This is a genomic window from Thermomicrobium sp. CFH 73360, from assembly GCF_023806465.1.
Classification (GTDB): Bacteria; Chloroflexota; Chloroflexia; order Thermomicrobiales; family Thermomicrobiaceae; genus Thermomicrobium.
Map to the genome: position 1 here is coordinate 23,531 of NZ_JAMSLS010000009.1, position 21,503 is coordinate 45,033.

Below are 21,503 nucleotides of genomic sequence, written 5' to 3' on the forward strand. Positions count from 1 at the left end.
ACGAGAATCGATGAATGTCGAACGTGAGAGGCTCCTCACAAGGCTCCGGCAACATTTGGAGCAGCATCCAGACGAGGTGACGAGCGAGGGGCGTACGCGTCGCGAGTGGCTCGCGCAGCAACTTGTCGAGCATTACCGCCCGTTGCGGCGGTTTGTGCGTCGCGAGCTTGGACGATTTGTCGCCTTCGGCGTGGTGCCCTCTGGTGTCCTCACCGACCAGGATGTGACAGACATGGTTCTGGTCAGAGCCCTGCAACATTGGCGGGAGGCTCCGGTACGAGGCCTGTTTCGCTGGCTGCGACGTACTGCACGGCGCGTCGTCCGCCAGCTCGTCGAAGAAGAGCGGCGGCGGATCGAACATGAACGATCGCTCGAGGAACCAGTTGCCTATCAAGGGGATGAGTGGCCGGATCAAGTGGTCCGGTTAATTGACATCCTCGCCGATCCAACAGCGCAGCTTCCTGAGGATGTGATCCTGGCAGAAGAGGCACAGCGGATTCTGGATGAGGCGCTGGATCGCCTGCCGGAAACGTGGCGCGAGGTCTTCCTCCTCAAGGTCGACGGATGGCCGGACGATCAGATCGCACAGGCAGAGGGGGTCTCGCCCGAGCAGGTTGGACGTATTGTCGAAGCGAGCCGGGCATTTCTCGCCGAACTCCTTCGTGAACGGCGACAGGAGTTGGAAGCGTAGGAGGGTGATTGGCCGATCGGGGGCGAGATGGATGCGAGTCCATTTGAAATCGCGCTCTCGACCGACCTGTACGAGCTCACGATGGCGTCAAGTTACCATGCGCTCGGTCGGCACGGTCGAGCCGTTTTTAGCCTGTATGTGCGGAAACTCCCCGAACAGCGGTTTTTTCTCGTTGTCGCCGGGGTAAACGAGCTCTTGGAGCGCTTACTGGATTTCTGCTTCGACGACGAGGCGCGTGCCTCTCTTCGCACGTTACCGGTGCTGCGCCCTGAGTTTGTTGATTCGTTGGCGTCGTTTCGCTTTCAGGGAGATGTTTGGGCGGTTCGCGAAGGCACCGTGATTTTCCCCGAGGAGCCGATTCTCGAGGTCGAAGCGCCCATTGACCAGGCGCAGATCATCGAGACGCTCGTCCTGAATGCGATCCACTATCCGACACTCGTGGCAACCAAGGCAGCTCGCTGTGTTCTGGCAGCGCCGGGAAAGACGCTCGTCGATTTCGGCTTACGGCGTACTCCCAGCCTGGACGCGGGACTGGCAGCAGCGCGCGCTGCGTATTTGGTGGGTTTTGCCGCGACCAGCAATGTTCTTGCGGGGGTACGATACGGCATCCCGGTGTCCGGAACTGTCGCGCACTCTTATATCGAGTCTTTCCCCTCGGAACTTGAAGCGTTTCGTGCTTTCGCGCGGACCTACCCTGGTGATCCGATTCTGTTAATTGACACCTATGACACACTCCGGGGTGCGGAGCATGCAGTCATTGTTGCTCGCGAACTCGCACAGGAGGGGCGACGGGTTCGTGCTGTTCGCTTGGACAGTGGTGATCTCGGAAGTTTGAGCCGGGCAGTACGTCAAATTCTCGACCAAGCAGGATTTCCTGACATTCAGATTTTCGCCAGCGGCGGGCTGGACGAGTACGAACTCGCAGAACTGGAGGCAGCGGGGGCTCCGATCGACGGCTATGGTGTTGGGTCGCGGCTGGGCACTTCCGCTGATGCGCCGCTAGCCGACATGGCGTACAAACTCGTCGAGTATGAGGGCCAGCCAGTGCTCAAGCTCAGTACAGGGAAACGGACACTGGTTGGGGCGAAGCAAGTTTGGCGCCGTGTGGGACCGGACGGGCGGTATAGCGAAGACATGATTGCATTACGAGACGAACCACCGCCTGGACCGGACTGGATCCCCTTGCTTCGACCGGTCATGCGTGGCGGAACAATTGTCGAATTGCCAAGTTTGGCCGATCTGCGGGAACACCATCGGGAAGAGATGGCACGGTTGCCAGACTGGTTGCGGTCGCTATCGCCGACCGGCGGCTATCCAGTACGACTGAGCGAGCGGCTGCAAAGACGACAGCGTGAAGCGGAGCATTTGGTGAGGCAGCGTGAGGGGCTCTAGCGATGCTCCACCGCGTCCGCTTGGCTCCGGTACAGTTGGATGCATACCGTGAGGTGGCTCCCGAGAGTCAGGTCGAGGAGTTGGCCGAGCTTGGACGCCAACTGCAGGGATTGCGTGTGGCGCACATTAACGCCACTCCGTATGGAGGTGGAGTCTCTGAACTTCTCCGCTCGAGCGTCGCGCTCGAGTGTGGACTCGGGTTAGCAGTGGACTGGCTGGTCATTTCCGGTGACAGTCGATTTTTTGAAGTGACGAAGGCGCTCCACAACGGCCTACAGGGCGCATCCTTTGTCTCCACGGCGGACGTCGAGGAGATCTACCTCCTGAACAATCGAGCGAATGCTGCTACCATCCCCTCAGACTACGATATCATTGTTGTTCACGATCCGCAGCCGGCTGCGATACGGGCTTTTGCGCCGCGACTGGGAGCGCGGTGGGTGTGGCGTTGTCACATCGATACCTCTGAGCCAGATCCGGCTGCTGAAGCGTTTCTTCTTCCGTGGTTAGAGGGTTATGACGTTCTGGTCTTCACATTAACGGACTTCGTGCTGCCTGCCTTGCGTGGAGGGACGGTGGAAATTTTCCCGCCAGGGATCGATCCGCTAAGTCCAAAGAACCTTCCGCTGTCGGCGTCTCTCTGTCGGCGCATCGTCAGCTGGTATGGTGTGGACAACCAACGGCCGCTGATGGTCCAAGTCTCACGCTTCGATCCGTGGAAAGATCCGCTCGGTGTCATTCGGGTGTTTCGTCGCGCACGGGAGCAGGTTCCGGGTCTTCAACTCGCTCTCATCGGGGCGATGGCGCTTGACGATCCGGAAGGATGGCGCATTTACGAGCAAGTTCGCAGTGAGGCTGAGCAAGACAGCGACATCTTGGTCGGAACGAACCTCACAGGAATCAGCTTTGTCGAGGTCAATGCGTTTCAGCATTGTGCATGGGTGGTGGTGCAGAAATCGCGTCGCGAAGGCTTTGGGTTGGTTGTCAGCGAAGCGCTCTGGAAGGAGACGCCGGTCGTCGCTGGGCGGAGTGGTGGTATCACGTTGCAGATGGCTGATGGGGAGGGAGGATACCTCGTCGATCCTGATGACGAGGAGACGTTTACCGAGCGGGTCATTGAGTTGTTGCGGAATCGGGAGCTTGCACGGCGGATTGGGCTGCTAGGGCGACAAAGGGTTCGCGAACGTTTCTTGGTCACCCGCTATGTCGCTGATGAGTTACAGTTGTTTGCCCGGTTGATCTCAACTGGTGAGGGAATCGATACGGGGGGAACGGCATCGTGAGTATGACGAGCGATCGCGAGTGGTTGGAGACGATACGGAAGAGGCTGGAGCAGCGCCGAGAGGAGCTCGTGCGGCAACATCAACAGGGGCTGCGGTTCCTGGCAGCCGAGGGTCAAAGCCAAGCGGACGAGGGCACCGTAGCCAGTCACCCGGCCGATGCTGCGAGCGATGTGACGATGGCGGAGTACCAGCAGACGGTGCTCAGAACGCTCGAGGAGGAACTCCACGAAGTCCTGCTCGCGCTCGACCGCATCGCAGAAGGCCGATACGGAATCTGCGTTGACTGTGGACGTCCGATCGAGCGCGAGCGGCTTGAGGCAGTACCGTGGGCAGCGCGTTGTATTGCTGATCAGGAGCGGTTTGAAAAAGAGCTCGAGCGGCAGTACCGTTCGAGCTGAGCAAATAACTCATTGCATGAACAAGGCCGGATCAGGTGGACGTGGGTGTGAGCGTGTTCGTCGCCACGGGCGACTGAACACGATGCCAAATGTCAGACCACTGGCCGTCCCAAGAGCAAAGCTCAGCAAGAGCAGGATCCATTCCCGCCCAGGCAACTGCCGCATGGCCTCTCCTCACGTCATTGGATCACCAGTACGCGCTGCGCTGCTGCCCAGTGCTCTTCGAGGCGATAATACGCGCGCTGCTCAGGCGTGAACAAGTGGATAACCACTGCTCCGTAGTCCAAAATGACCCACCCGGATTCGGGTTCACCCTCGACACCCCGAAGGGTGATTCCCATTTCGTCGAGGGCGTCACTGATGTGTGTGGCTAGGGCTCGCAGTTGACGGGAGTTATCGGCTGTACAGAGCACGAAAAGGTCGAAGAAGGGGGTGACTGATGTCAGATCAAGAACTTGGATATCTGTTGCGAGTGCGTCTGCTGCTGTTTCTGCAGCCACGCGGGCAATCTGCTGGGGCGTCAGACGAATTTCCTCGTGTACCCGTGTCATCGTCACCTCACTTGAGTTGTGTCGGGGCAAAGCCCCGTGGTGGGCCTGGTAGGATTCGAACCTACGACCCTGAGGTTATGAGCCTCGTGCTCTGCCGCTGAGCTACAGGCCCTCATCGCTTTCCAATTTTACTGCCCGTCATAGGCGGACGCCACCCTCGCCATAGTACCATTGCGCGGCGACTGAGGGTGGTGTGGGAGTGGAATGGGATACGGCTTCGAGGCATGAACATCGCGAGATGCGTCGACGCCGCTTGGTCATCCCTGCTCTTTCGCTTCTTCTCTTGATCGGCCCCTCCGGAGCTGGGAAGTCGACGTTCGCGCGGACGCATTTCCGACCAACAGAGGTCCTGTCCTCGGATACGTTTCGTGCGATGATCGCGGATGATGAGGCAGATCAAACAGCGACTCGTGAGGCGTTCGAGATTCTGCATCGAGTTGCGGAGGCGCGTCTCCGGCGGGGACGTCTCACGGTGATCGATGCGACAAACACGCGTCGAGAAGCGCGTCTCCCTCTCCTCGAACTTGCCCGGCGCTATCACGTTCCCTGCGTCGCAATCATCTTCGATTACCCGCTCGAAGTTTATCTGGCGAATGACCTCCAGCGCGTTGGACGACAAGTCGGACGCGCAGTGATCGAACGCCAGCTGGCGCAGCTCGCGGCGAATCGAAGCGCGCTCCTAGAAGAACCCTTCCAACGCCGTTACTGGATACGGAAACCAGAAGAGGCGATCCACGCGCTGGTCGTGCGGCGTCCTTTGGCTTGTGACCGCCGGTGGTGGCATGGGCCGTTTGATATCATCGGCGACGTTCACGGCTGCTTTGACGAACTCGTCGAACTCGTGGAGCGTCTTGGGTACCGTGTCGCCGAGCGGCGTTCTCCGAGTGGCGAGCTTGAGTATGCGATTGCCCATCCGGAAGGAAGGCGGCTGCTCTTTATCGGAGACCTGGTCGATCGTGGCCCCAAGATAGTCCCGGTGCTGCGACTCGCGATGGCTGCGTGTGCGCGTGGACGGGCTGCGATTGTCCTCGGAAACCACGACCGAAAGCTTCTGAGGTATCTGACCGGGCACCCTGTCCGCATTGCGCATGGATTGGAAGCAACGGTTGAGCAACTCGAGGCGGAATCGGAGGATTTCAAAGCACGAGTACGGCGATTTTTGCAGCGTCTTCCGCATCACTTGGTTCTCGACGAGGGGCGTCTTGTGGTGGCCCATGCTGGGCTGCCTCAGGAGTATCACGGGCGAGATTCCCCCGTGGTGCGTCGTATTGCGCTTTTCGGTGTGACCACGGGTGAAGTCGATGAGCGTGGTTTGCCGATCCGCGTGAACTGGGCACTTGCCTACCGTGGACGTGCGATTGTCGTCTATGGGCATACGCCGGTTACGGAAGCAGTTTGGATCAATCGGACCATCAACATCGATACGGGGTGTGTCTTTGGCAATCGACTCACGGCGCTTCGTTACCCAGAACTCGAGCTTGTATCGGTCGCTGCACGTCATGCGTATGCGGTTCCACCGCGTCGATTGCTCACTCCAGAAGACCTCACGCAGTCGCTTCTTCTGCCTCGCGAGGAAGTGGAGAGGATAATGGCATCGGAGACGCCGATGAACGAGTGGCCGACGAGCACAGTTACGAGTGCGCCGGAAAGTGGTAGACCAAGCGCGACTTCGTTGGGTGCTTGAGTTCCTCGAGCGGATCACGAGTGGATGTCCTAGGGAAACTTTCCTTTGGCATTCGATCGAAACGTGAGGAGTCACAAGCAATGAGAGAACCGAGCCACGAACGGCTGGAGACGTTCGTTGAGTCTCACAGGCTGCGCTTTAGAGAAGGTGGGTAAGGGGCTTGACATCGGCGTGGGCGCTCGCTATACTCAGGAGTGCAAGTGGCGGTGAGGAGCCGCCGAGAGCTGATGCGGAAGTGGCTCAGCTGGTAGAGCACCTCCTTGCCAAGGAGGAGGTCGCGGGTTCGAATCCCGTCTTCCGCTCCGGAAACCCCGGAGAATCTCCGGGGCTTACTTTTTATGATTTTGGCAGGCGCGTTCCCTCCGTTCAGAGACTCTTGCAGCCTCAGATTGGCGAGTTTTGCGGGTTGGCATCTCTTGCATTCTTCGCTTTTGACACTTGGTAACCAAGTTTGTGCCGCCGGCGGTTATACCGGGCTGCGGCAAAGCAGCACCCCAAAGCGGTATCCCCTCTGCGCGCCGAACGAAGCGACCTGCGAGCGATGTGTTGGGCATCCGAAAGATATTGCAGCGGAGACTTTGCCTGCTTCTTGGAGCGGCATAAAGTTCGTATCAATACTGCGGAGCAAATTGTTGGTCTTCAACCTTGGCTTGTCAGGAAACCGAGCGAGGTGAAAAGGATTAGCGGGCTCGTTGCTGAGACGGCTTCCCAAGGGGTGTCTGATTGGCCACAACTCGTCAGCTCGTGTGCTTGCACCAGCGCGTGCGCAAAGTGTTGAGCCAGAGAATGGATCCTCATTGTCAGGCAGGTTGGGCCTGCAATGGAGGGAGCCTATCACGTGGCTTCCTCAGAACGTCTGGCGGATTCTTTTGGCTGGTTCGGTTTCTGGTCAACGGACGAAGGACTTCACACCGACGACTGTACCCCCTACTCGTTGGGGGCAAGAAGTTTCTGGTCAATGTACTAGGGGCTTCACATCCAGGGTAAGGGCCACCAGCTGGGTCACAAAAGGCTGTTGCACGTTTCCGAAACGAGTGTCGCGGCACTCCTCGATCAATCGCGGCACTGAGCTGAGTGGGGCATGGTCTCGCCCGGAAGCAGCAAGCGGAGCTGAACACGGCTCCGACCGGCCAGGTGCCCGTGGAGTGCGGTTTTCCAGTAGACTAGGGTGACCCCACTTTGACCCCAGGTTCATTCCGCCTGTTTGGTGCGGGGAGCGGGACTCGAACCCGCACGGGAGGTCATCCCTGCCGTTTTTAAGACGGCTGCGTCTGCCGTTCCGCCATCCCCGCCCGTGCCCACCAATAATAGTATGCGCTGTGCGACGCACTTTTGCCGAGTCTACCTTACCGTATTTCCTTGGTCCTCACTCAGGTCTCTGGCAAGACCCTCGCCTGTTCGGGCCTCAGTGGTGACTATCCGGCTTCGGCGGTACCTGATCCGCTACCAACTCTGATTCCGCCATCTTTCGCAAGTGACGTTCTCGGGGAGCCGAACGGTCTTGTGGAGCACGAGTGGGCAGAAGCTGCTGTTAGTTCGGAACGTTAGGACACTCGACACGGTGAGCGCAGGCTACCAGAGCAGTGAGCAAAACCCTCACCATTCCGTACCAATACGCTGCGCGTGCGTCTCCAGACAAGCTCTTCGACTGGTCCTTTCTGCGTTAAGGATGCCGAAGGGTCTTTCTGTAGAAGGAGCACTGGACAGAGCATCTGATTCGCTGCTCGGGGATGGCCGGCACCCGGTGGTGGTCCCCGTACGTTCGTCCTCGGCCCAGGAAGCGGCGTCCTTCAGTCTTCGGCCACGTCGTTTCCGAAACCGAATCAGCGAGGCTGACTGATTGAGAACCGGCTCGTGGTGATGCCGTGGGGCAGCCGAAAACTACAAATGGGCTTTGTGGTTGATGCCCGTTGCTCGGCGATTTTAAGTTATTTTCACTTCCTTACGAGTGCCAAGAGAGACCAGAGACCGCGTCGATGTTTTCTGCGGCAAACAACTTCTTTGGTTCTCCTGCATGCGGTTGCCCATCTGACCCGAGCGTGAACTCAATAGTGTACACCGCGAAACCGTCTCGTTCGAGCTGGAGAAAGGCGATCATCCGGCCGTCGGGTGACCAAGTGGGGCTTGCGACGACGCCCGAATTCGTGAGCTGCACCGGTTGGCCCCCTGATGCTGGAATCACAAAAAGGTCATTGGCACTGCCACTGCGCCCGACGTAAGCGATCCAGCTCCCGTCCGGGGACCATGTCGGGGCGTACTGGCCGTCGCCACCTTGTACAAGCGGTGTCAGTTCGCCCGTACGAAGATTGACAACCCAGATGTCGGTCCTCCGACTCAGCCCATCCTCGCGAGTTACCCGATGAACGAAGGCAATGCGAGTCCCGTCCGGAGAGAAGGTGGGTTGGTCCACGTTGTCGCCGAGGCGTGTCGAAGGTTCGAGCCGCTGAGGAGTCCCTCCTTGACTAGGGATGAGCCAAAGGAAGTTTTTGAGTGAGTTCAGGTCCGAAACATAGACGATTGTGGCGCCGTCGGGTGACCACGCGGGACTGAGTGCCCACACGGCATTTTGTACGTATTCGTAGGATCCAGGTGTGAAGCCAGGCTGGTTGCGGGTGAGTTGCCGCATATTCTGGGCGTCGCTTCGTACCACGTAGAGATCCGAGAAGGCATCACCCATTCGGACGAACGCGATGCGGGTGCCATCTGGTGACCAGCGTGGCCAGGCTGCGTTCCCAAGTTCGAGCACGCGGCGTATCTTGCCATTTTCCCAGATGTAGATGTCACCATTCTGCACGAACAAAATCCTACCGCTTGGGGTCGCAGCGAACCCCACTCGCTCTTCTGTGGATGGAGAAGTACACGACGGAGCGATCGTCAGCACCACGGAGAGTATCAGCGCGAGCAGCGATAGCCGAGATCCTCCAACGCGCTCTGGGCCTCGGCAAGTTCGTCCCACGGTCGGCGTTCGGAGCCGTAAATGATGCACTGCTCATGCCCCTTCCCCAAGAGCAAGACAATATCGCCCGGCTGCGCACGTCGAAGTGCCTCCCGAATCGCCATCCGGCGATCTTCGATGCGCAGATAGTTTTGGCCTTCGCGTGCACCGGCCGAACGCATCCCTTCAGCGATTTCATCGATGATGAACCTTGGATCCTCGAAACGCGGGTCCTCAGACGTCAGGATCGCAAAGTCGGCTAGTTGAGCAGCTATCGTGCCCTGAAGCCGGCGCTTGACACGGTCTCGTTCACCAGCACTTCCGAAAACCACGATAACGCGTCCTCTCGCGATCTGTCGCGCGAGCGGCAAAACGCGCTGGAAAGACTCCGGCGTATGAGCGTAGTCAACAATCACACTGAACGGCTGCCCACAATCGACCTTTGTGAAGCGCCCCGGTACGCTGGGAAGCTGTTCGAGTCCGCGAATGATCACGTCGAGCGGGAGACCCAGTAGGAGCCCGACTCCTGCTGCGGCGAGCGCATTCTCGACGTTCCAAGAGCCAATAAGTTGGAGCGTAACATCGGCGATCTGTTCGCCGACATGGAAACGAAAAGTGGTTCCCTTCGTGGAGACACGGATCGCATCAGCAGTCAGCTGCGCCTGTCTTCTGGTGGAATACCAGAGAATTGGCGTGTCTCCGGCGAAATAAGCCAGCGAGCGCGCTCCCTCATCGTCGGCGTTCAACACGATGCCTGTGGGATATGGGCGGGCGCCCCGATCGCGAACGAACTCGAGCAGTTTTCCTTTTGCTCGTCGGTAGTTCTCGATTGTGCCGTGAAAGTCCAAATGCTCCTGGGTGACGTTGGTTACAACTGCAATATCGAACGGACAGTGGTCCAGTCGATGAAGGACAAGGCCATGACTTGTCGCCTCGAGAACTGCCCACTCCACATTGACAGCACGCATGTCGGCCAAAAGGCGTTGCACGTCGAGTGACTCCGGGGTCGTTTGGCGAAGGTCATGCTGATACCATGCGTCACCGATGCGGATTGCGACAGTCCCGATGAGTCCAGTGCGGTAGCCTGCTACTCGCATGATACTGTCAATGAGAAAGGAAGTGGTGGTTTTCCCATCAGTTCCGGTGACACCGACAAGCCCAAGACTCTGAGCTGGAAATTGGTAGAAACGGGCAGCGAGAGTCGCCAAGGCTACTCGGGTATCGGCTACACGAGCTATTGCTGGTAGCTGCACAGTTAGTTGATTTGGCCATTCTTCCACGAGTGCTGCGACCGCACCACGAGTGCGAGCGTCGGCCAGATACAAATGCCCGTCAGTGTGTTCACCACGCAGCGCAACGAAAAGGCTCCCTGGACTGGCGCACCGTGAGTCGTATGAGATGGCATTGATGTCGACAGTGGGATCACCTCGGATTTCCACGGGAAGATCGTGAAGCAATTCCTGGAGTTTCGGCATATGATCAGCCTCCTAACGGCCGCAGGCGACGCCACAGCCAAACGAGGAGAGGCTGCCGAACGAGCTCCCACGTGCCGGGGTAAGTATACGGATGCCCTCCGAACCCAAGCTTAAAGCGGTAAACACCCCAGAGTCCGAAGCGGACGTTAAGGTGGTTTTCGTCCGTATCAGGGGGAAGTTCGTTTGACTCAGGAATGCCCCAGAGGTCGTACCACCGGCAGCCTCTTGCGCGAGCCCATTGCATTGCGGCCCACTGAACCGCATAGGCTGGCATATGTCGTTGCAGTTCGGTTCTGGAGGCGCCATACAAGTACACGGCCTCCTCCCCAAAGCGAACAACCAATGCCGCCGCAGCCGGCTGCCCCTCGAATTCTGCGAAGAGCAGTGCAGCGTCTTCGTTGAATACACGGAGAAGATCGCTGAAGTAGTCGATGCGGTGAATACCGAAGCCGTCTCTCTCGGCTGTCTCACGGAGGAGTTCGTAAAACGTTGGGAGTTCTGCGAGCGAGGCTTGACGAGTGGTCACACCCCGCCGAAACGCAAGGCGCACGTTGTAGCGTGTTTTCGGCTTCATCTGGTTGAGAAGCTGATCGTCGTCACCGAGGGGAAGACGCAGCGTACGCCGGGGCTGGATGACAAAGGGACTTGGACGCCAACCGAGATGTTCCGGTAGAAGCGTAAGACCACGCTCATCTTCTGGTTCGGCAAGGATGCTGATCGCACGGGTCGCGTGAGCGAGCCGGTCGACAGCCTCCCGAAAAGCGACAGCCAATTCAGGCGACACAGCGTCTGCCAATGGGCCACGGGGGATGTAAAGGACAGATAACCCGTAGACACGTCGCACGAGAATCTGGGCGAGGCCAGTAGCACCGCCGATGCGGACGATAATCCGATAAGGTTTCCAGCCGTGTCGCCTCTTGAACTCGCCCCACCGCCAGCTCTGGAGGAGGCGGCCCCCAAAGTGTAAGACAAGAGCATCCCATGCTTCTGAGTCTTCAATCGTCTGTGCAGGGGCGAGGTGCGTCACCATGGAGTCGGCCGGAGAGGATCAGCGGCGAAAACCGCTTCGGCGAGTGCCTCTTCTGCAGCTTCCCGCACCACGGGATCGGCTGAGCGGGCGAGCCGACGGAGAACATTCGTGGCCACTGTGCCGCCGATCCGTCCCAAAGCGAGGATCGCAGCCCCTTGAACATCGCGATCGGGATCGCTCGTGAGACCAATTAAATCGTCGACAGCTTCCTCTGCGCCTAACTCGCCGCAAGCGGTCGCCGCCTCGTAGCGGCGTTCAGGATCCTCGCTGTGGAGTTCATCCAGCAGGAGGGGAAGCCAGCGGCGGTCGACTGAGCGTCCCATCGCATACAACGCACTGGTACGCAAGAGCGGGTCTCCTGACCAGTACGCCTCCTCGATTGCTGCGATGACTGTCGCATCCGCATAGACAGCGGCAGACTCGAGTGCTCGACGTCGAACGTCGATTGGCTCTCGTGGGTCCAGCAGTGCAATGAGTGCGCTGCGCAGTTCCTCGCTCTCCTGGCGGGGAAGTCGGCCAAAGACGTCAAGTTCAGCGAACCGCCCAAGAACTTGAGCGAGTGCCGCGCGGACTGGAATCTCCGTCTCAACCGCTAGTCGCGCCAGCAGTCGTCTCAAGATGGCGGGATCTTCTTCCTCCCAAAGCCCATCCACAGCGCTTCGTCGTACTTCAGCATCAGGGTCGTCGAGCGCGACAAGGAAGACCTGACGGAAATTCAATGAAAGGTTCAACTCGCTCAGTTCGACCATCTCGCGTATGATCCGCCGGCGATTTGCAACCGGAACCGTTGGCCACAGCTGGCGCAGGGTGCGAGCTGTGGCACGAGGGAGATCGGATAGTTGCGCGATATCGCTTGCTCGGATCTGTCCGCTCAAGCGGGTGAGAAGTTTCTGAAGATCGGACGTCCCTACCATGTCACCTCGTGTGTCTGTCAGCGATGTGGTGTGAAGTAGTACAGGTCTGCGACGTCGGGATCCGCTTCAAATTGCGGAAACTCTCCCAAGGTCAGGAGTTGCCGGATCTTATCCGCACTCAACGGGCGCTCGACATTGACCCCCGCAACGAGATCATCGAGCGTTGCCATGTAACGCGGCGACTCTGCCGTACCGACGTTCTCTCCAACCCGCTCGAAGGTGATCTCTAGGACACGCTCGTATGAGCGGCGGGTTCGTTCGTCGAGTGGTTCCTGGCCGGCAAAGCGCGGGAACCGTTGCTCGGTGAGCAACATGCTGTCCTGGACCGCGCAGAAATACGTTGTGGGCTTGAAGATGTACTTGCGCTGCTTCTCGTCCAGTGCCAGGAGGCGGCGCTCCTGCCGAGAGATCGGCAGATAGTCGATGATAAAGTGCCCGGGTTGTTCTGAGCGCTCGATGGTGATCAGTGCGCCCGCGACAAGGTTGGCGGCGAAGAAGTGCTCGAACCCGAAGAGAAAACCCCCGCGATTCGCCGTCGGGTAGCGGAGTTCCACGTAGAACGTCTCGTGTGTCTGTGGCGCCTCAAAGCGGAGGAGGGCTCGGGTCTGACTCGGGTACACGCGTGGTGGCAAGACTGAGGCAAGCAAGGCATTGTAGGGCAAGACGCCGTGGTAATGCTCATAGAAGGTCAGAACGTGATCGACGACAGCTTCGCTGCCCGGAGTGATCCCCTGAAGTTCTTCCAGCAGGAACCGGTAATCCTGTCCAATGTCGGCTGGGCGGCGCTTCGGAGCAAGAACCGGGTTCACCTCGCGCACGGTCCACGCATGACCGCCCGGAACGCCGACGAATTCGAAATCGTCTTCGCTCGCCAGCCGTGCATCCAGGGCGAGCTGTTGCAAAGCGAAGTCGGGGGCAGTCGGGCGGACTCCCAAGACGACTTCGAGGAGCTCGGCATCAGTCAGTGGCTCACCGCGTTCGACGATGTACTCGCGAATGCGTCGGACATCTCCTCGGGACAGGCGCGGCACAAGCTCGGCTGGAGCCCAGAGATCACCGAATCCAACGACTTCCGGTGTGCTGCCGAGTGTCGCGCGGATCGCAGCAGCGAGCTCCTCGTCGGAAAGCATTGAGATATCTTCAACGACCTGGAGGCGCGGCTGCTCGACGACCTCGACTTCCTCGACCGGCGGGTGTTCTTGCTCACTTACTGCTGGTACCGGCTCGGCGACTGGTGGCCGACGCACCGGGGCCACGGCCTCCGGCGGTGGCTCCATGAAGCGCCGGGGAAGTTGATGCGCTGTGTCGATCAGTGCCTCGGGGGGCAAGGGGGGCTTTCCGGCACGTGTGGTTGCAACGAATACTTTCCCTTCTTCGATCTCCAGGGCGAAGACATGCGCGTTTGCGGCGATCGCCTTCTGGAGCCGCTCCTCCCACTCGGCAGACGACACAGCCGGATCAACAGTCGAGAAATGCTCGGCGAGAACCGCCAAAGGAACCCGAATCGGCGCATTCAAGGGATAAAAGCGTGCTGTCGCACGGAGCAAGGCAAACACACGCTGTGCGAGGCGCTGTTCCTCCTCGCTGCCCAGAAACTCGATCTCCGGCAGAGTTGACAGCTGAGTCGTCTCAGCCACGTCGTAGGCTCCCTTTGTTCACATGTCGCGGCTCGTCATGCAGTTTGGAGACGCTCGCGAAGCAGTCGCACGAGTTCCTCCGTGGACGCCGGACGACCGAGCTCGCGGAGGATCTGCACGAGCGTCTTCTGGACTTCTGGGCTCAGGGTCGGTGTGGACATGCCACCCCCTTCAGTCGCGCCACCAAACAAGGATACCTCCTCGCCGTCTACCTCGCAACAGGGGGCAGCGTGCACTGGGAGCGTGTCGACCGTCGTGTCGGCGAAGTAGTGTTTGAAAGACTGATTTACTCATTGCACCGCGGAGAATGGCGACAGGACCATGAGCTTTGGGAGACTCTCTGCTCATCTCATTTTCCCTGGGGATCCAAGTGTCACGTGCGAGCGAGGGCGAGCGCCACAGCGCCGATCACCGGCGCGTCCGCGCCAAGTTCGGCGAACGCGACTCGCACGCGCCGCAGCGAGGCCGGGTACGCAAACTGCCGCACCCGCGCCTGGAGTGGCTCCAGGAGTTCGTGACCAGCTTCGGCGACTGGTCCACCGATGATGACCGCTTCGGGATTGAGCGTAGCAATCAGGGAGGCAATGGCCAAGCCGAGCATCTGGACTGTGTCATCGAGCACCCGCCGAATGGTCGGGCTCAACCGGGCGAACTCAAATAAGCGACGGGTTGTCAACTGACTTGCCAGCAGCTGCTGTCCGGGATCGTCCGGGGCCAAAAGCAAAGCTTCCAGGACGCGAGCGATGATCGCAGGTTCAGAAGCATAGGCCTCGAGATGCCCTGGCTTCCCACACGAACAAATTGGTCCTCCAGCCGTCACGACAATATGACCAATTTCACCCGCAGTATTGCTCGCGCCATAGACGAGGCGCCCATCAACAATGATGCCGCCGCCCACGCCTGTCCCAAGATGAAGATAGATCACTGTCTGACAACCGCGGGCTGCTCCGAAGACCGCTTCACCGAAGGCCGCAGCGCGAGCATCGTTTTCCAGAACAGTTGGAATACCAAGGCGCTCCTCAATTAATGCTGCCAAGGGGTACTGCTCGAAACCGGGTGAACGGGGTGACAGAATGGTCAGGCCACGCACCGGATCGACCGGTCCACCAAACGCAATGCCGGCTGCCTTGACATCGAGGTGGGCCAACCCAGCGCGCGTCGAGGCCAGGTGGGCGAGCTGGGTCAAGCGGCGCAGTACGCCTGATGCATCCAAGTTCTCAAGTGGTTCCGATGCTTCACCAAGAATGCGCCCTGTTCCATCTGCAACCACTGCACGCAGCAAACCGCCTGCAATCGCGAGTCCGAGGACTCGGTCGCTTGCCGCTGGCGGGCGGGCTCGGAACCGCCGGACAGTCAACTCCGTCATCGTTCGAGATCCGGTCAACTCGACGACGCGACACTTTAGGCGTTGTATCCTACCACCCACGATCGAGAGCGGGGAAGGACTCCAGGAAGGTGGAGACGCGACAGTCGGTCGAGCTAGAGCAGCCCAAAGTGGACTATGTCATCGGGCTGGGTTTTGCTCTCTTCGGTGTCTTGGCAGTTTCGACCAGCGCCGTCTTAATCCGATTGGCTGAAGGTGTCAGCGCGTTCGAGATCGCGTTTTGGCGACTTGTGGTGGCCACGAGCGTGCTGCTCCCCTTTATCCGACCCAGTCGAGCCTTAGACGCCATGCGTAGTGTGGGGTGGATGCGACTCGCACTCTATGGCGGAACGCTCGCGGTGCACTTCGTTGCATACAACGCTGCCTTGCGCTTTGCGCCGGTCGCGCACGTTCTTCCGTTGCTCTACACCTCTACCATTATGCTTGCTGCTCTTTCCGCGCTTGCACTTCGCGAGCCGTTACGCCGAGCCCAGTTGATAGGGATTGTTCTTGTTCTTGCCGGTGTTGTCGTCCTCGCCGGTTTCGAGCCCAAGTTCAATGCGCGTATCGCTCTTGGGGACGGCCTGGCATTGGTCTCGGCGGCAGCATATGCCGCTTATTCACTGGTGGGAAGGCGGGAGCGGACACGTCTGCCGCTCTTTGTCTATGCAGTCGCAGTGTATGGATTTGCGGCATTATGGGTTCTACCGTTTGCGCTTGTAGCGGCCGTGCAGAGCGGCGCTGGACTAGCACGCTACGATTGGAACGTCATCTTGGCGTTACTTGGTCTTGGGCTTATACCCAATACGCTCGGCCATACCTTGTATAACGCGAGTGTGCGCCGTCTGAATGCTGCCGTTGCGAACGTAATTTATACACAGGAGATGACCGGAGCCATCATTTTGGCCTGGCTGATCCTGGGCGAGATTCCCAGCACCAACGCGGTTGTTGGTGCCGCGATCATGTTGCTCGGAATACTGCTCGTTTTGCTGCGTTAGTGTAGTGCAGCAAGCAGAGCGGCCGCGGTGGCCATGTCGTAGAGTTCGACTTCCACTTCGCTGCCCGCTGGAGCCTCCGACCACTCCTCTGGGATGACTGCGAGACTGTTGCCGCGCGCAAGTCCGGTTAGTACACCAGATCCTTGGTTCGGTACCGGAGTAACGAACAACCGCCCGTTTTGTGCCTCGACTTGAGCACGAACGAAGTGCCGTCGCTGCCCGCGGTTGTCGACTCGTTGTGTCAATGTCGCCCGCACACGTAGCGGTTCGAGTTCGCTCCGTCCAAGGAGACGGAGCAAGGCCGGACGTGCGAATTGGAGGAAGGCAACCACGCTCGCGACCGGGTTTCCAGGTAGCGCGATAACTGGGGTCTCGTCAATGAAGCCAAAGGCCATCGGTTTACCAGGTTTGATACGTACCTGCCAGATCTCGAATCGACCACGACGACGAAGGAACTCTTTCACCCGATCGTAGTCACCCTGTGAGACACCGCCAGAGGTCAAAATCAGATCCGCATCACGAGCAAGGTGGAAGTGCCGTTCGAGATCGGAGTCTTGGTCGGAGGCGATACCGATGAGATGAGGGATTCCACCGGTCTGGGACACGAGCGCTGCGAGGACAATGCTATTGGTATTCCGGATCTGCCCTGGCTCAAGCGGCCGATCGGGCGGGACGATTTCATCACCAGTCGCGAGAATCGCGACATGTGGCCGAGGATGAACGAGAACCCAGGTATGACCCAGCGCGGCCAGGATTCCAAGATGCGCTGGCCCGAGTACCGTTCCCGCCTGCAAGACAAGGCTTCCTGATGGGATGTCTTCTCCGGCGGGACGCACATTTTCTCCGGGAAGAACCGCACGCCGTATTGTGACGGTCTCGCGTCGACCCCTAAGGTTCTCCGTGTCGGCTTCGTCTGTCTCCTCAAAGCGAACCACAGCGTCGGCCCCGGGTGGAAGGACGGCACCCGTCATAATGCGAACCGCTGTACCAGGTTGTACAGCGAGGTTCCCAGCATTCGGTGAATGGGGACGCGGCCTGGCACCACCGGCGGGAGCCTCACCGATCACACGTAAGGTCAGCGGACGATCAGGGCTTGCTCCGACTGTATCAGCAGCGCGGACCGCATATCCGTCCATTGCTGAATTAGTAAATGGCGGTACCGGTTCGTGGGCCCAAACCGACTCTGCAAGCACCAGTCCGAGTGCCTCCAGCAATGGCAAACGCCGTGGAGGCAGAGCAACAAAGTGGTCGAGTATCCTCTGCCGTGCCTCGTCAACACTGATGAACTGCTGGCGTGGACCGGAGGAGTGGGTTGCGGTGCTCGCCATGATGCTCCTCCTTAAACGCCCTTGCTCCTATGCGAGTTGCCGCATTGCTTGCACGAGCTCGCGGACCGCTGCTGCAGAGCGGTGAAGAGCCGCGCGCTCTTCGTCCGTAAGTTGGATCTCGATGACCTGCTTGACACCGCCGGCTCCAAGCTTGATGGGGACGCCAACGTAGAGGTCGGTGATGCCGTACTGTCCAGTGAGATAGGTGCTGGCTGCGAGGACGCGGTTCTCATCCAGCAAGACGGCCTCGACCATTTCGGCAACGGAGGCTGCTGGCGCATAGAAGGCACTTGTCCCCAGGAGACGGACGATTTCACCACCACCGTCACGAGTGCGCTCGACGATTGCCTGGATGCGCTCGGGCGGAATGAGTTGTGTGATCGGAATCCCCGACACAGTGGTATAGCGCGGCAACGGAACCATCGTGTCTCCATGCCCGCCGAGCACCATTGCATGCACATCACGTGGAGAGACACCGAGTTCCATCGCGACGAAGGTTCGGAACCGGGCAGCATCGAGGACTCCAGCCTGGCCGATAACGCGCTCAGACGGGAAACCAGAGGCCTCGAGGGCGACGTGACACATTGCGTCGAGCGGATTGGTGACGACAATGATGACCGCGTTAGGCGAAAGAGGAGCAGCTTGCTCGGTCACACTGCGGACAATATTCATGTTGACGCGCAAAAGATCGTCTCGACTCATACCTGGCTTGCGCGGCGAGCCGGAGGTGATGACGATCACGTCTGAGCCGGCGGTCGCCTCGTACCCATTGCTACCGACGATCTCGCAGTCATACCCGATGACGGGTCCGGCCTCGAGTAAGTCGAGCGCCTTGCCCTGCGGAAGGTTTTCGACAATATCCACCAAAACAATATCAGCGATGTTGCGTCCGGCGAGATACTGCGCCGTGGTTGCGCCGACTGCACCTGCACCAATGATTGAGACCTTCCGTCGCATTTTTCTATGCCTCCATTGGGCCCTTGCCCTCGCGGACCGTTCATCACCGGTATCCTAACACACAGCTAACACGATTCGTGGGATACAATCGCGCGAGACCGGCGCGTTGCTGGGAGAGGATAGCCGGTGGTCGAACGAATCGCACTGATTGGACTAAGTGGCTCCGGGAAGAGTGCTATCGCTCCGCTGCTTGCGGACCGGCTCGGTTGGAGACCGGTTGATACAGACCAGATGGTCGAGGAGCGGTTTGGGCTTCCGATCACGGAGATTTTCGCACGATTCGGCGAGTCGGTGTTTCGTGCCGCGGAGCGTGAGGCGCTGCTCCAGGCGACGGCGCAGCGCCACGTTGTCATCGCGACTGGTGGGGGGATTGTGCTCGACGAGCGGAACTGGGTTCCGCTCCGTTCGGGCACAGCCGTCGTGCATCTCACCGCGCGTATCGAAACGCTTGCCGCAAGGCTCCGCTCACAATGGGCGTTGGATGCCGCGTCCGCTCGGCCGCTATTGGCCGGTGATCTGGAAGCGCGGTTGCACACGCTCTGGGAGCAGCGTCGCGCGCTGTACCAGCGGGCTGATATCGTCGTGGAAACCGACAGGCGGACCCCCGAGGAACTCGTAGAAGTGATCGCCGCAGCGGTTCATTCACGTGCGGAGCGCGGACTAATCCCGTTTCTCGCCCTGGCGAGCGCAACAGGCCGCTCGGATCTCTACGTCCAGTCGGGGCTGCTCGCTGCGCTCGGTGAGCTTGCACGGCATCGCTGGCCAGATGCGCGGCGGGCGTTCGTGATTACAGATGATCATGTCGCGCGGCACTGGGGTGAGCCTACCCGACGTGCCCTTGAGGCTGGTGGCTTTGACGTCAGTGTGCTTCGCATCCCTCCGGGAGAAACGTCGAAGATTTTAACCACGGTTGAGTGGTTACTTGATCAGCTATTAGGGCATGGTATCGAACGCACTGATATTGTCGTCGCTCTTGGAGGGGGAGTGGTTGGGGATCTTGCCGGATTCGTGGCGTCGATCGTGCTCCGCGGAGTTGGACTGGTACAGGTCCCAACAAGTCTCCTCGCGATGGTTGATGCGAGCGTGGGAGGGAAGACCGGAGTTGACCACCAGCTCGGGAAGAACTTGATCGGGACCTTTTATCAACCGCACCTCGTGGTCGCGGATCCGACTGTACTCGAAACACTCCCAGAGGCGGAGCGCCGTTCTGGCTGGGCGGAGGTTGTGAAGCACGCGATGATTGAGTACTCGGCGACATGCCAAAGCGTTGTTCCTCCGTTGGTGGAGTTACTCCAGCAGCGACGCTTTGAGGACTGGTGGCATTCGACGGATCTGGATGAGGTGATTCGGCGGAACATTGTGATTAAGGCGAGCGTTGTGGCTCAGGACGAACGGGAGAGCGGATTACGGCGAATCCTCAATTATGGGCATACGCTGGGACACGCCATTGAAGCGGCCAGCGCATATCAGCTACGCCACGGTGAAGCTGTAGCGCTCGGTCTGCGGGCGGCAGCACGTATTGCGCAGCAAATGGGGCTCTGCAGCGAGGAACTGGTCGCACTCCAGGACGAACTCTTAGACGCGGCGGGCTTGCCGCGTACCGCGACACTTCCAGTGGAGGAAGTACTCGCGCGTCTCCGGTATGACAAGAAGGTTGCTGGCGGGATGCCGACCTGGATTCTTCCGGTCGAACCAGGTCGTGTGGTCGTGCGACGCGATGTTCCCAGTCAGTTGGTCCGGGAGGTGGCTGCCGCGCTCCTCACTACGGGCTAGGGTCACGGCTGGTCATGCGAGGAGGACCGGATGGCCGAGAGGGAAGCGACCTGGCGCCCCATGCAGTGGACGGGGGATGCGCTGATTCTTCTCGATCAAACGGCGCTCCCTCGTGAGGAACGATATCTAGAGTGTCGGACAGCTGAGGAGGTTGCAGCAGCGATTCGCGAGATGCGAATCCGGGGAGCGCCAGCGATCGGAATCGCTGCGGTGGCGGGCCTCGCGCTGGCACTTCGTGGCAGCGCCAGCACAGGAGGTGACTGGAGGCAAGCTTTCGAGGCTGCTGCACGCCTCCTCGTGAGTACGCGGCCGACAGCGGTCGATCTCTTCCATGGGCTCGAACGTGCACGAGAGCGGATCGTGGGCGCCACAGATCCAGAAGAGGCCGCTCAAGTCCTCTCGGAGTTCGTGAAGGAATTGCTGGAACGGCAGTGGGCAATCGACCAAGCGATTGCCGAGCATGGCGCAGGGCTCCTGCCGCGAGGCGCACGAGTACTGACACACTGTAACACCGGCGCGCTGGGGACCGGTGCATACGGAACGGCGCTGGGAATTGTGCGACGCGCGTACGAGCTCGGACATCTTGACCATGTGTGGGTGACGGAGACGAGACCGCGACTACAAGGTGCCCGGTTGACGACGTGGGAACTGCGGCGACTCGGGATTCCGCACACATTGATCGTGGATGGAGCCGCAACCTGGTTAATGTCACGAGGTGAGATTCAGGCAGTCGTGGTCGGAGCAGATCGGGTGGCGGTGAACGGAGACGTCGCTAATAAGATTGGCACGCTCGCCTTGGCGGTCGCGGCAGATCGGTTTCGCGTTCCCTTCTACGTGGCTGCGCCACTCTCCACGTTCGATCCGAACGTTAGTGAAGGATCGGCGATTCCGATTGAGGAGCGAGATTCGGCAGAAGTGCTACGCTTGGGAGAGGCCTGGATTGCGTCGGCCGAGACCCCGGTGTGGAATCCTGCTTTCGACGTGACGCCAGGCTGGCTCATCACAGCGCTGGTGACTGAGTACGGCGTCGTACCGTCACCTGACAGACCGAAGATTGCGGCACTTTTGGCGGCGAGCGGTGCTAGACGGTAGGTCGG

At 59.6% G+C, this 21,503-nt stretch carries 19 protein-coding genes and 3 tRNA genes; 9 read left to right on the top strand and 13 right to left on the bottom strand.

Annotation, left to right across the window (positions count from 1 at the left end; genetic code table 11):
- Positions 1 to 10: 10 nt before the first annotated feature.
- From NET03_RS12250 to NET03_RS12265, 4 genes are read left to right on the top strand one after another with little or no spacing between them, the layout of a single operon-like run.
- Positions 11 to 691 carry an RNA polymerase sigma factor gene (locus NET03_RS12250; RefSeq protein WP_252129213.1) on the top strand — a complete coding sequence of 227 codons (681 nt, stop codon included), beginning with the start codon at positions 11 to 13 and terminating at the stop codon, positions 689 to 691.
- 27 nt (positions 692 to 718) lie between these two features.
- A complete protein-coding gene (locus NET03_RS12255) occupies positions 719 to 2,083 on the top strand; it encodes a nicotinate phosphoribosyltransferase (RefSeq protein ID WP_252129214.1) in 1,365 nt (454 codons plus the stop codon).
- A gap of 2 nt (positions 2,084 to 2,085) precedes the next feature.
- A complete protein-coding gene (locus tag NET03_RS12260) occupies positions 2,086 to 3,363 on the top strand; it encodes a glycosyltransferase (protein ID WP_252129215.1) in 1,278 nt (425 codons plus the stop codon).
- A 2-nt stretch (positions 3,364 to 3,365) separates the two neighbouring features.
- Entirely contained in the window at positions 3,366 to 3,761 is a 396-nt protein-coding gene (locus tag NET03_RS12265; RefSeq protein ID WP_252129245.1) for a TraR/DksA family transcriptional regulator, read from the top strand.
- Positions 3,762 to 3,770: 9 nt separating this feature from the next.
- On the opposite strand, the gene NET03_RS12270 is transcribed toward NET03_RS12265, so the two are convergent.
- From NET03_RS12270 to NET03_RS12280, 3 genes are all read right to left on the bottom strand, one after another.
- Entirely contained in the window at positions 3,771 to 3,926 is a 156-nt protein-coding gene (locus NET03_RS12270) for a hypothetical protein (protein WP_252129216.1), read from the bottom strand.
- Positions 3,927 to 3,940: 14 nt separating this feature from the next.
- Positions 3,941 to 4,312 carry a ribosome silencing factor gene (gene rsfS, locus NET03_RS12275; RefSeq protein ID WP_252129217.1) on the bottom strand — a complete coding sequence of 124 codons (372 nt, stop codon included), beginning with the start codon at positions 4,310 to 4,312 and terminating at the stop codon, positions 3,941 to 3,943.
- Positions 4,313 to 4,349: 37 nt separating this feature from the next.
- A tRNA-Ile gene (locus NET03_RS12280) sits at positions 4,350 to 4,424 on the bottom strand.
- A gap of 126 nt (positions 4,425 to 4,550) precedes the next feature.
- On the opposite strand from NET03_RS12280, the gene NET03_RS12285 reads away from it, so the two are divergent.
- A complete protein-coding gene (locus NET03_RS12285; protein ID WP_252129218.1) occupies positions 4,551 to 5,996 on the top strand; it encodes an AAA family ATPase in 1,446 nt (481 codons plus the stop codon).
- Positions 5,997 to 6,225: 229 nt separating this feature from the next.
- A tRNA-Gly gene (locus tag NET03_RS12290) sits at positions 6,226 to 6,298 on the top strand.
- A gap of 903 nt (positions 6,299 to 7,201) precedes the next feature.
- On the opposite strand, the gene NET03_RS12295 is transcribed toward NET03_RS12290, so the two are convergent.
- From NET03_RS12295 to NET03_RS12325, 8 genes are all read right to left on the bottom strand, one after another.
- Positions 7,202 to 7,288, bottom strand: a tRNA-Leu gene (locus tag NET03_RS12295).
- 650 nt (positions 7,289 to 7,938) lie between these two features.
- The gene (locus NET03_RS12300) at positions 7,939 to 8,790 is read right to left on the bottom strand and encodes an LpqB family beta-propeller domain-containing protein (RefSeq protein WP_252129219.1); all 852 of its coding nucleotides are present in this window, start codon (positions 8,788 to 8,790) and stop codon (positions 7,939 to 7,941) included.
- Positions 8,791 to 8,888: 98 nt separating this feature from the next.
- Positions 8,889 to 10,406, bottom strand: coding sequence for a UDP-N-acetylmuramoyl-L-alanyl-D-glutamate--2,6-diaminopimelate ligase (locus NET03_RS12305; protein WP_252129220.1), 1,518 nt, complete (start codon positions 10,404 to 10,406; stop codon positions 8,889 to 8,891).
- A 4-nt stretch (positions 10,407 to 10,410) separates the two neighbouring features.
- Positions 10,411 to 11,436, bottom strand: a complete 1,026-nt coding sequence (locus tag NET03_RS12310; protein WP_252129221.1) for a lipid II:glycine glycyltransferase FemX — start codon at positions 11,434 to 11,436, stop codon at positions 10,411 to 10,413.
- Complete coding sequence (locus NET03_RS12315) at positions 11,430 to 12,350, bottom strand: HEAT repeat domain-containing protein (RefSeq protein ID WP_252129222.1); 921 nt, start codon at positions 12,348 to 12,350, stop codon at positions 11,430 to 11,432. Before NET03_RS12315 ends, NET03_RS12310 begins: the two co-directional genes overlap by 7 nt.
- 17 nt (positions 12,351 to 12,367) lie before the next feature.
- On the bottom strand, positions 12,368 to 13,987 hold the full coding sequence (locus NET03_RS12320) for a hypothetical protein (RefSeq protein ID WP_252129223.1): 1,620 nt from the start codon (positions 13,985 to 13,987) through the stop codon (positions 12,368 to 12,370).
- A 35-nt stretch (positions 13,988 to 14,022) separates the two neighbouring features.
- A complete protein-coding gene (locus NET03_RS13635; protein ID WP_286207465.1) occupies positions 14,023 to 14,148 on the bottom strand; it encodes a hypothetical protein in 126 nt (41 codons plus the stop codon).
- A 212-nt stretch (positions 14,149 to 14,360) separates the two neighbouring features.
- Complete coding sequence (locus NET03_RS12325) at positions 14,361 to 15,353, bottom strand: ROK family protein (RefSeq protein ID WP_252129224.1); 993 nt, start codon at positions 15,351 to 15,353, stop codon at positions 14,361 to 14,363.
- A gap of 89 nt (positions 15,354 to 15,442) precedes the next feature.
- On the opposite strand from NET03_RS12325, the gene NET03_RS12330 reads away from it, so the two are divergent.
- Positions 15,443 to 16,348: a DMT family transporter gene (locus NET03_RS12330; RefSeq protein WP_252129225.1), complete on the top strand. Its 906-nt coding sequence runs from the start codon at positions 15,443 to 15,445 to the stop codon at positions 16,346 to 16,348.
- On the opposite strand, the gene NET03_RS12335 is transcribed toward NET03_RS12330, so the two are convergent.
- Both NET03_RS12335 and mdh read right to left on the bottom strand, forming a co-directional pair.
- Complete coding sequence (locus tag NET03_RS12335) at positions 16,345 to 17,676, bottom strand: molybdopterin molybdotransferase MoeA (protein ID WP_252129226.1); 1,332 nt, start codon at positions 17,674 to 17,676, stop codon at positions 16,345 to 16,347. The genes NET03_RS12330 and NET03_RS12335 overlap by 4 nt on opposite strands.
- 27 nt (positions 17,677 to 17,703) lie before the next feature.
- Positions 17,704 to 18,633 carry a malate dehydrogenase gene (gene mdh, locus NET03_RS12340; RefSeq protein ID WP_252129227.1) on the bottom strand — a complete coding sequence of 310 codons (930 nt, stop codon included), beginning with the start codon at positions 18,631 to 18,633 and terminating at the stop codon, positions 17,704 to 17,706.
- 126 nt (positions 18,634 to 18,759) lie between these two features.
- Between mdh and aroB the strand changes: the two genes are divergently transcribed.
- Both aroB and mtnA read left to right on the top strand, forming a co-directional pair.
- Positions 18,760 to 20,406: a 3-dehydroquinate synthase gene (gene aroB / locus NET03_RS12345; protein WP_252129228.1), complete on the top strand. Its 1,647-nt coding sequence runs from the start codon at positions 18,760 to 18,762 to the stop codon at positions 20,404 to 20,406.
- Between the two features lie 30 nt (positions 20,407 to 20,436).
- A complete protein-coding gene (gene mtnA / locus NET03_RS12350) occupies positions 20,437 to 21,498 on the top strand; it encodes an S-methyl-5-thioribose-1-phosphate isomerase (protein WP_252129229.1) in 1,062 nt (353 codons plus the stop codon).
- Positions 21,499 to 21,503 lie beyond the last annotated feature (5 nt).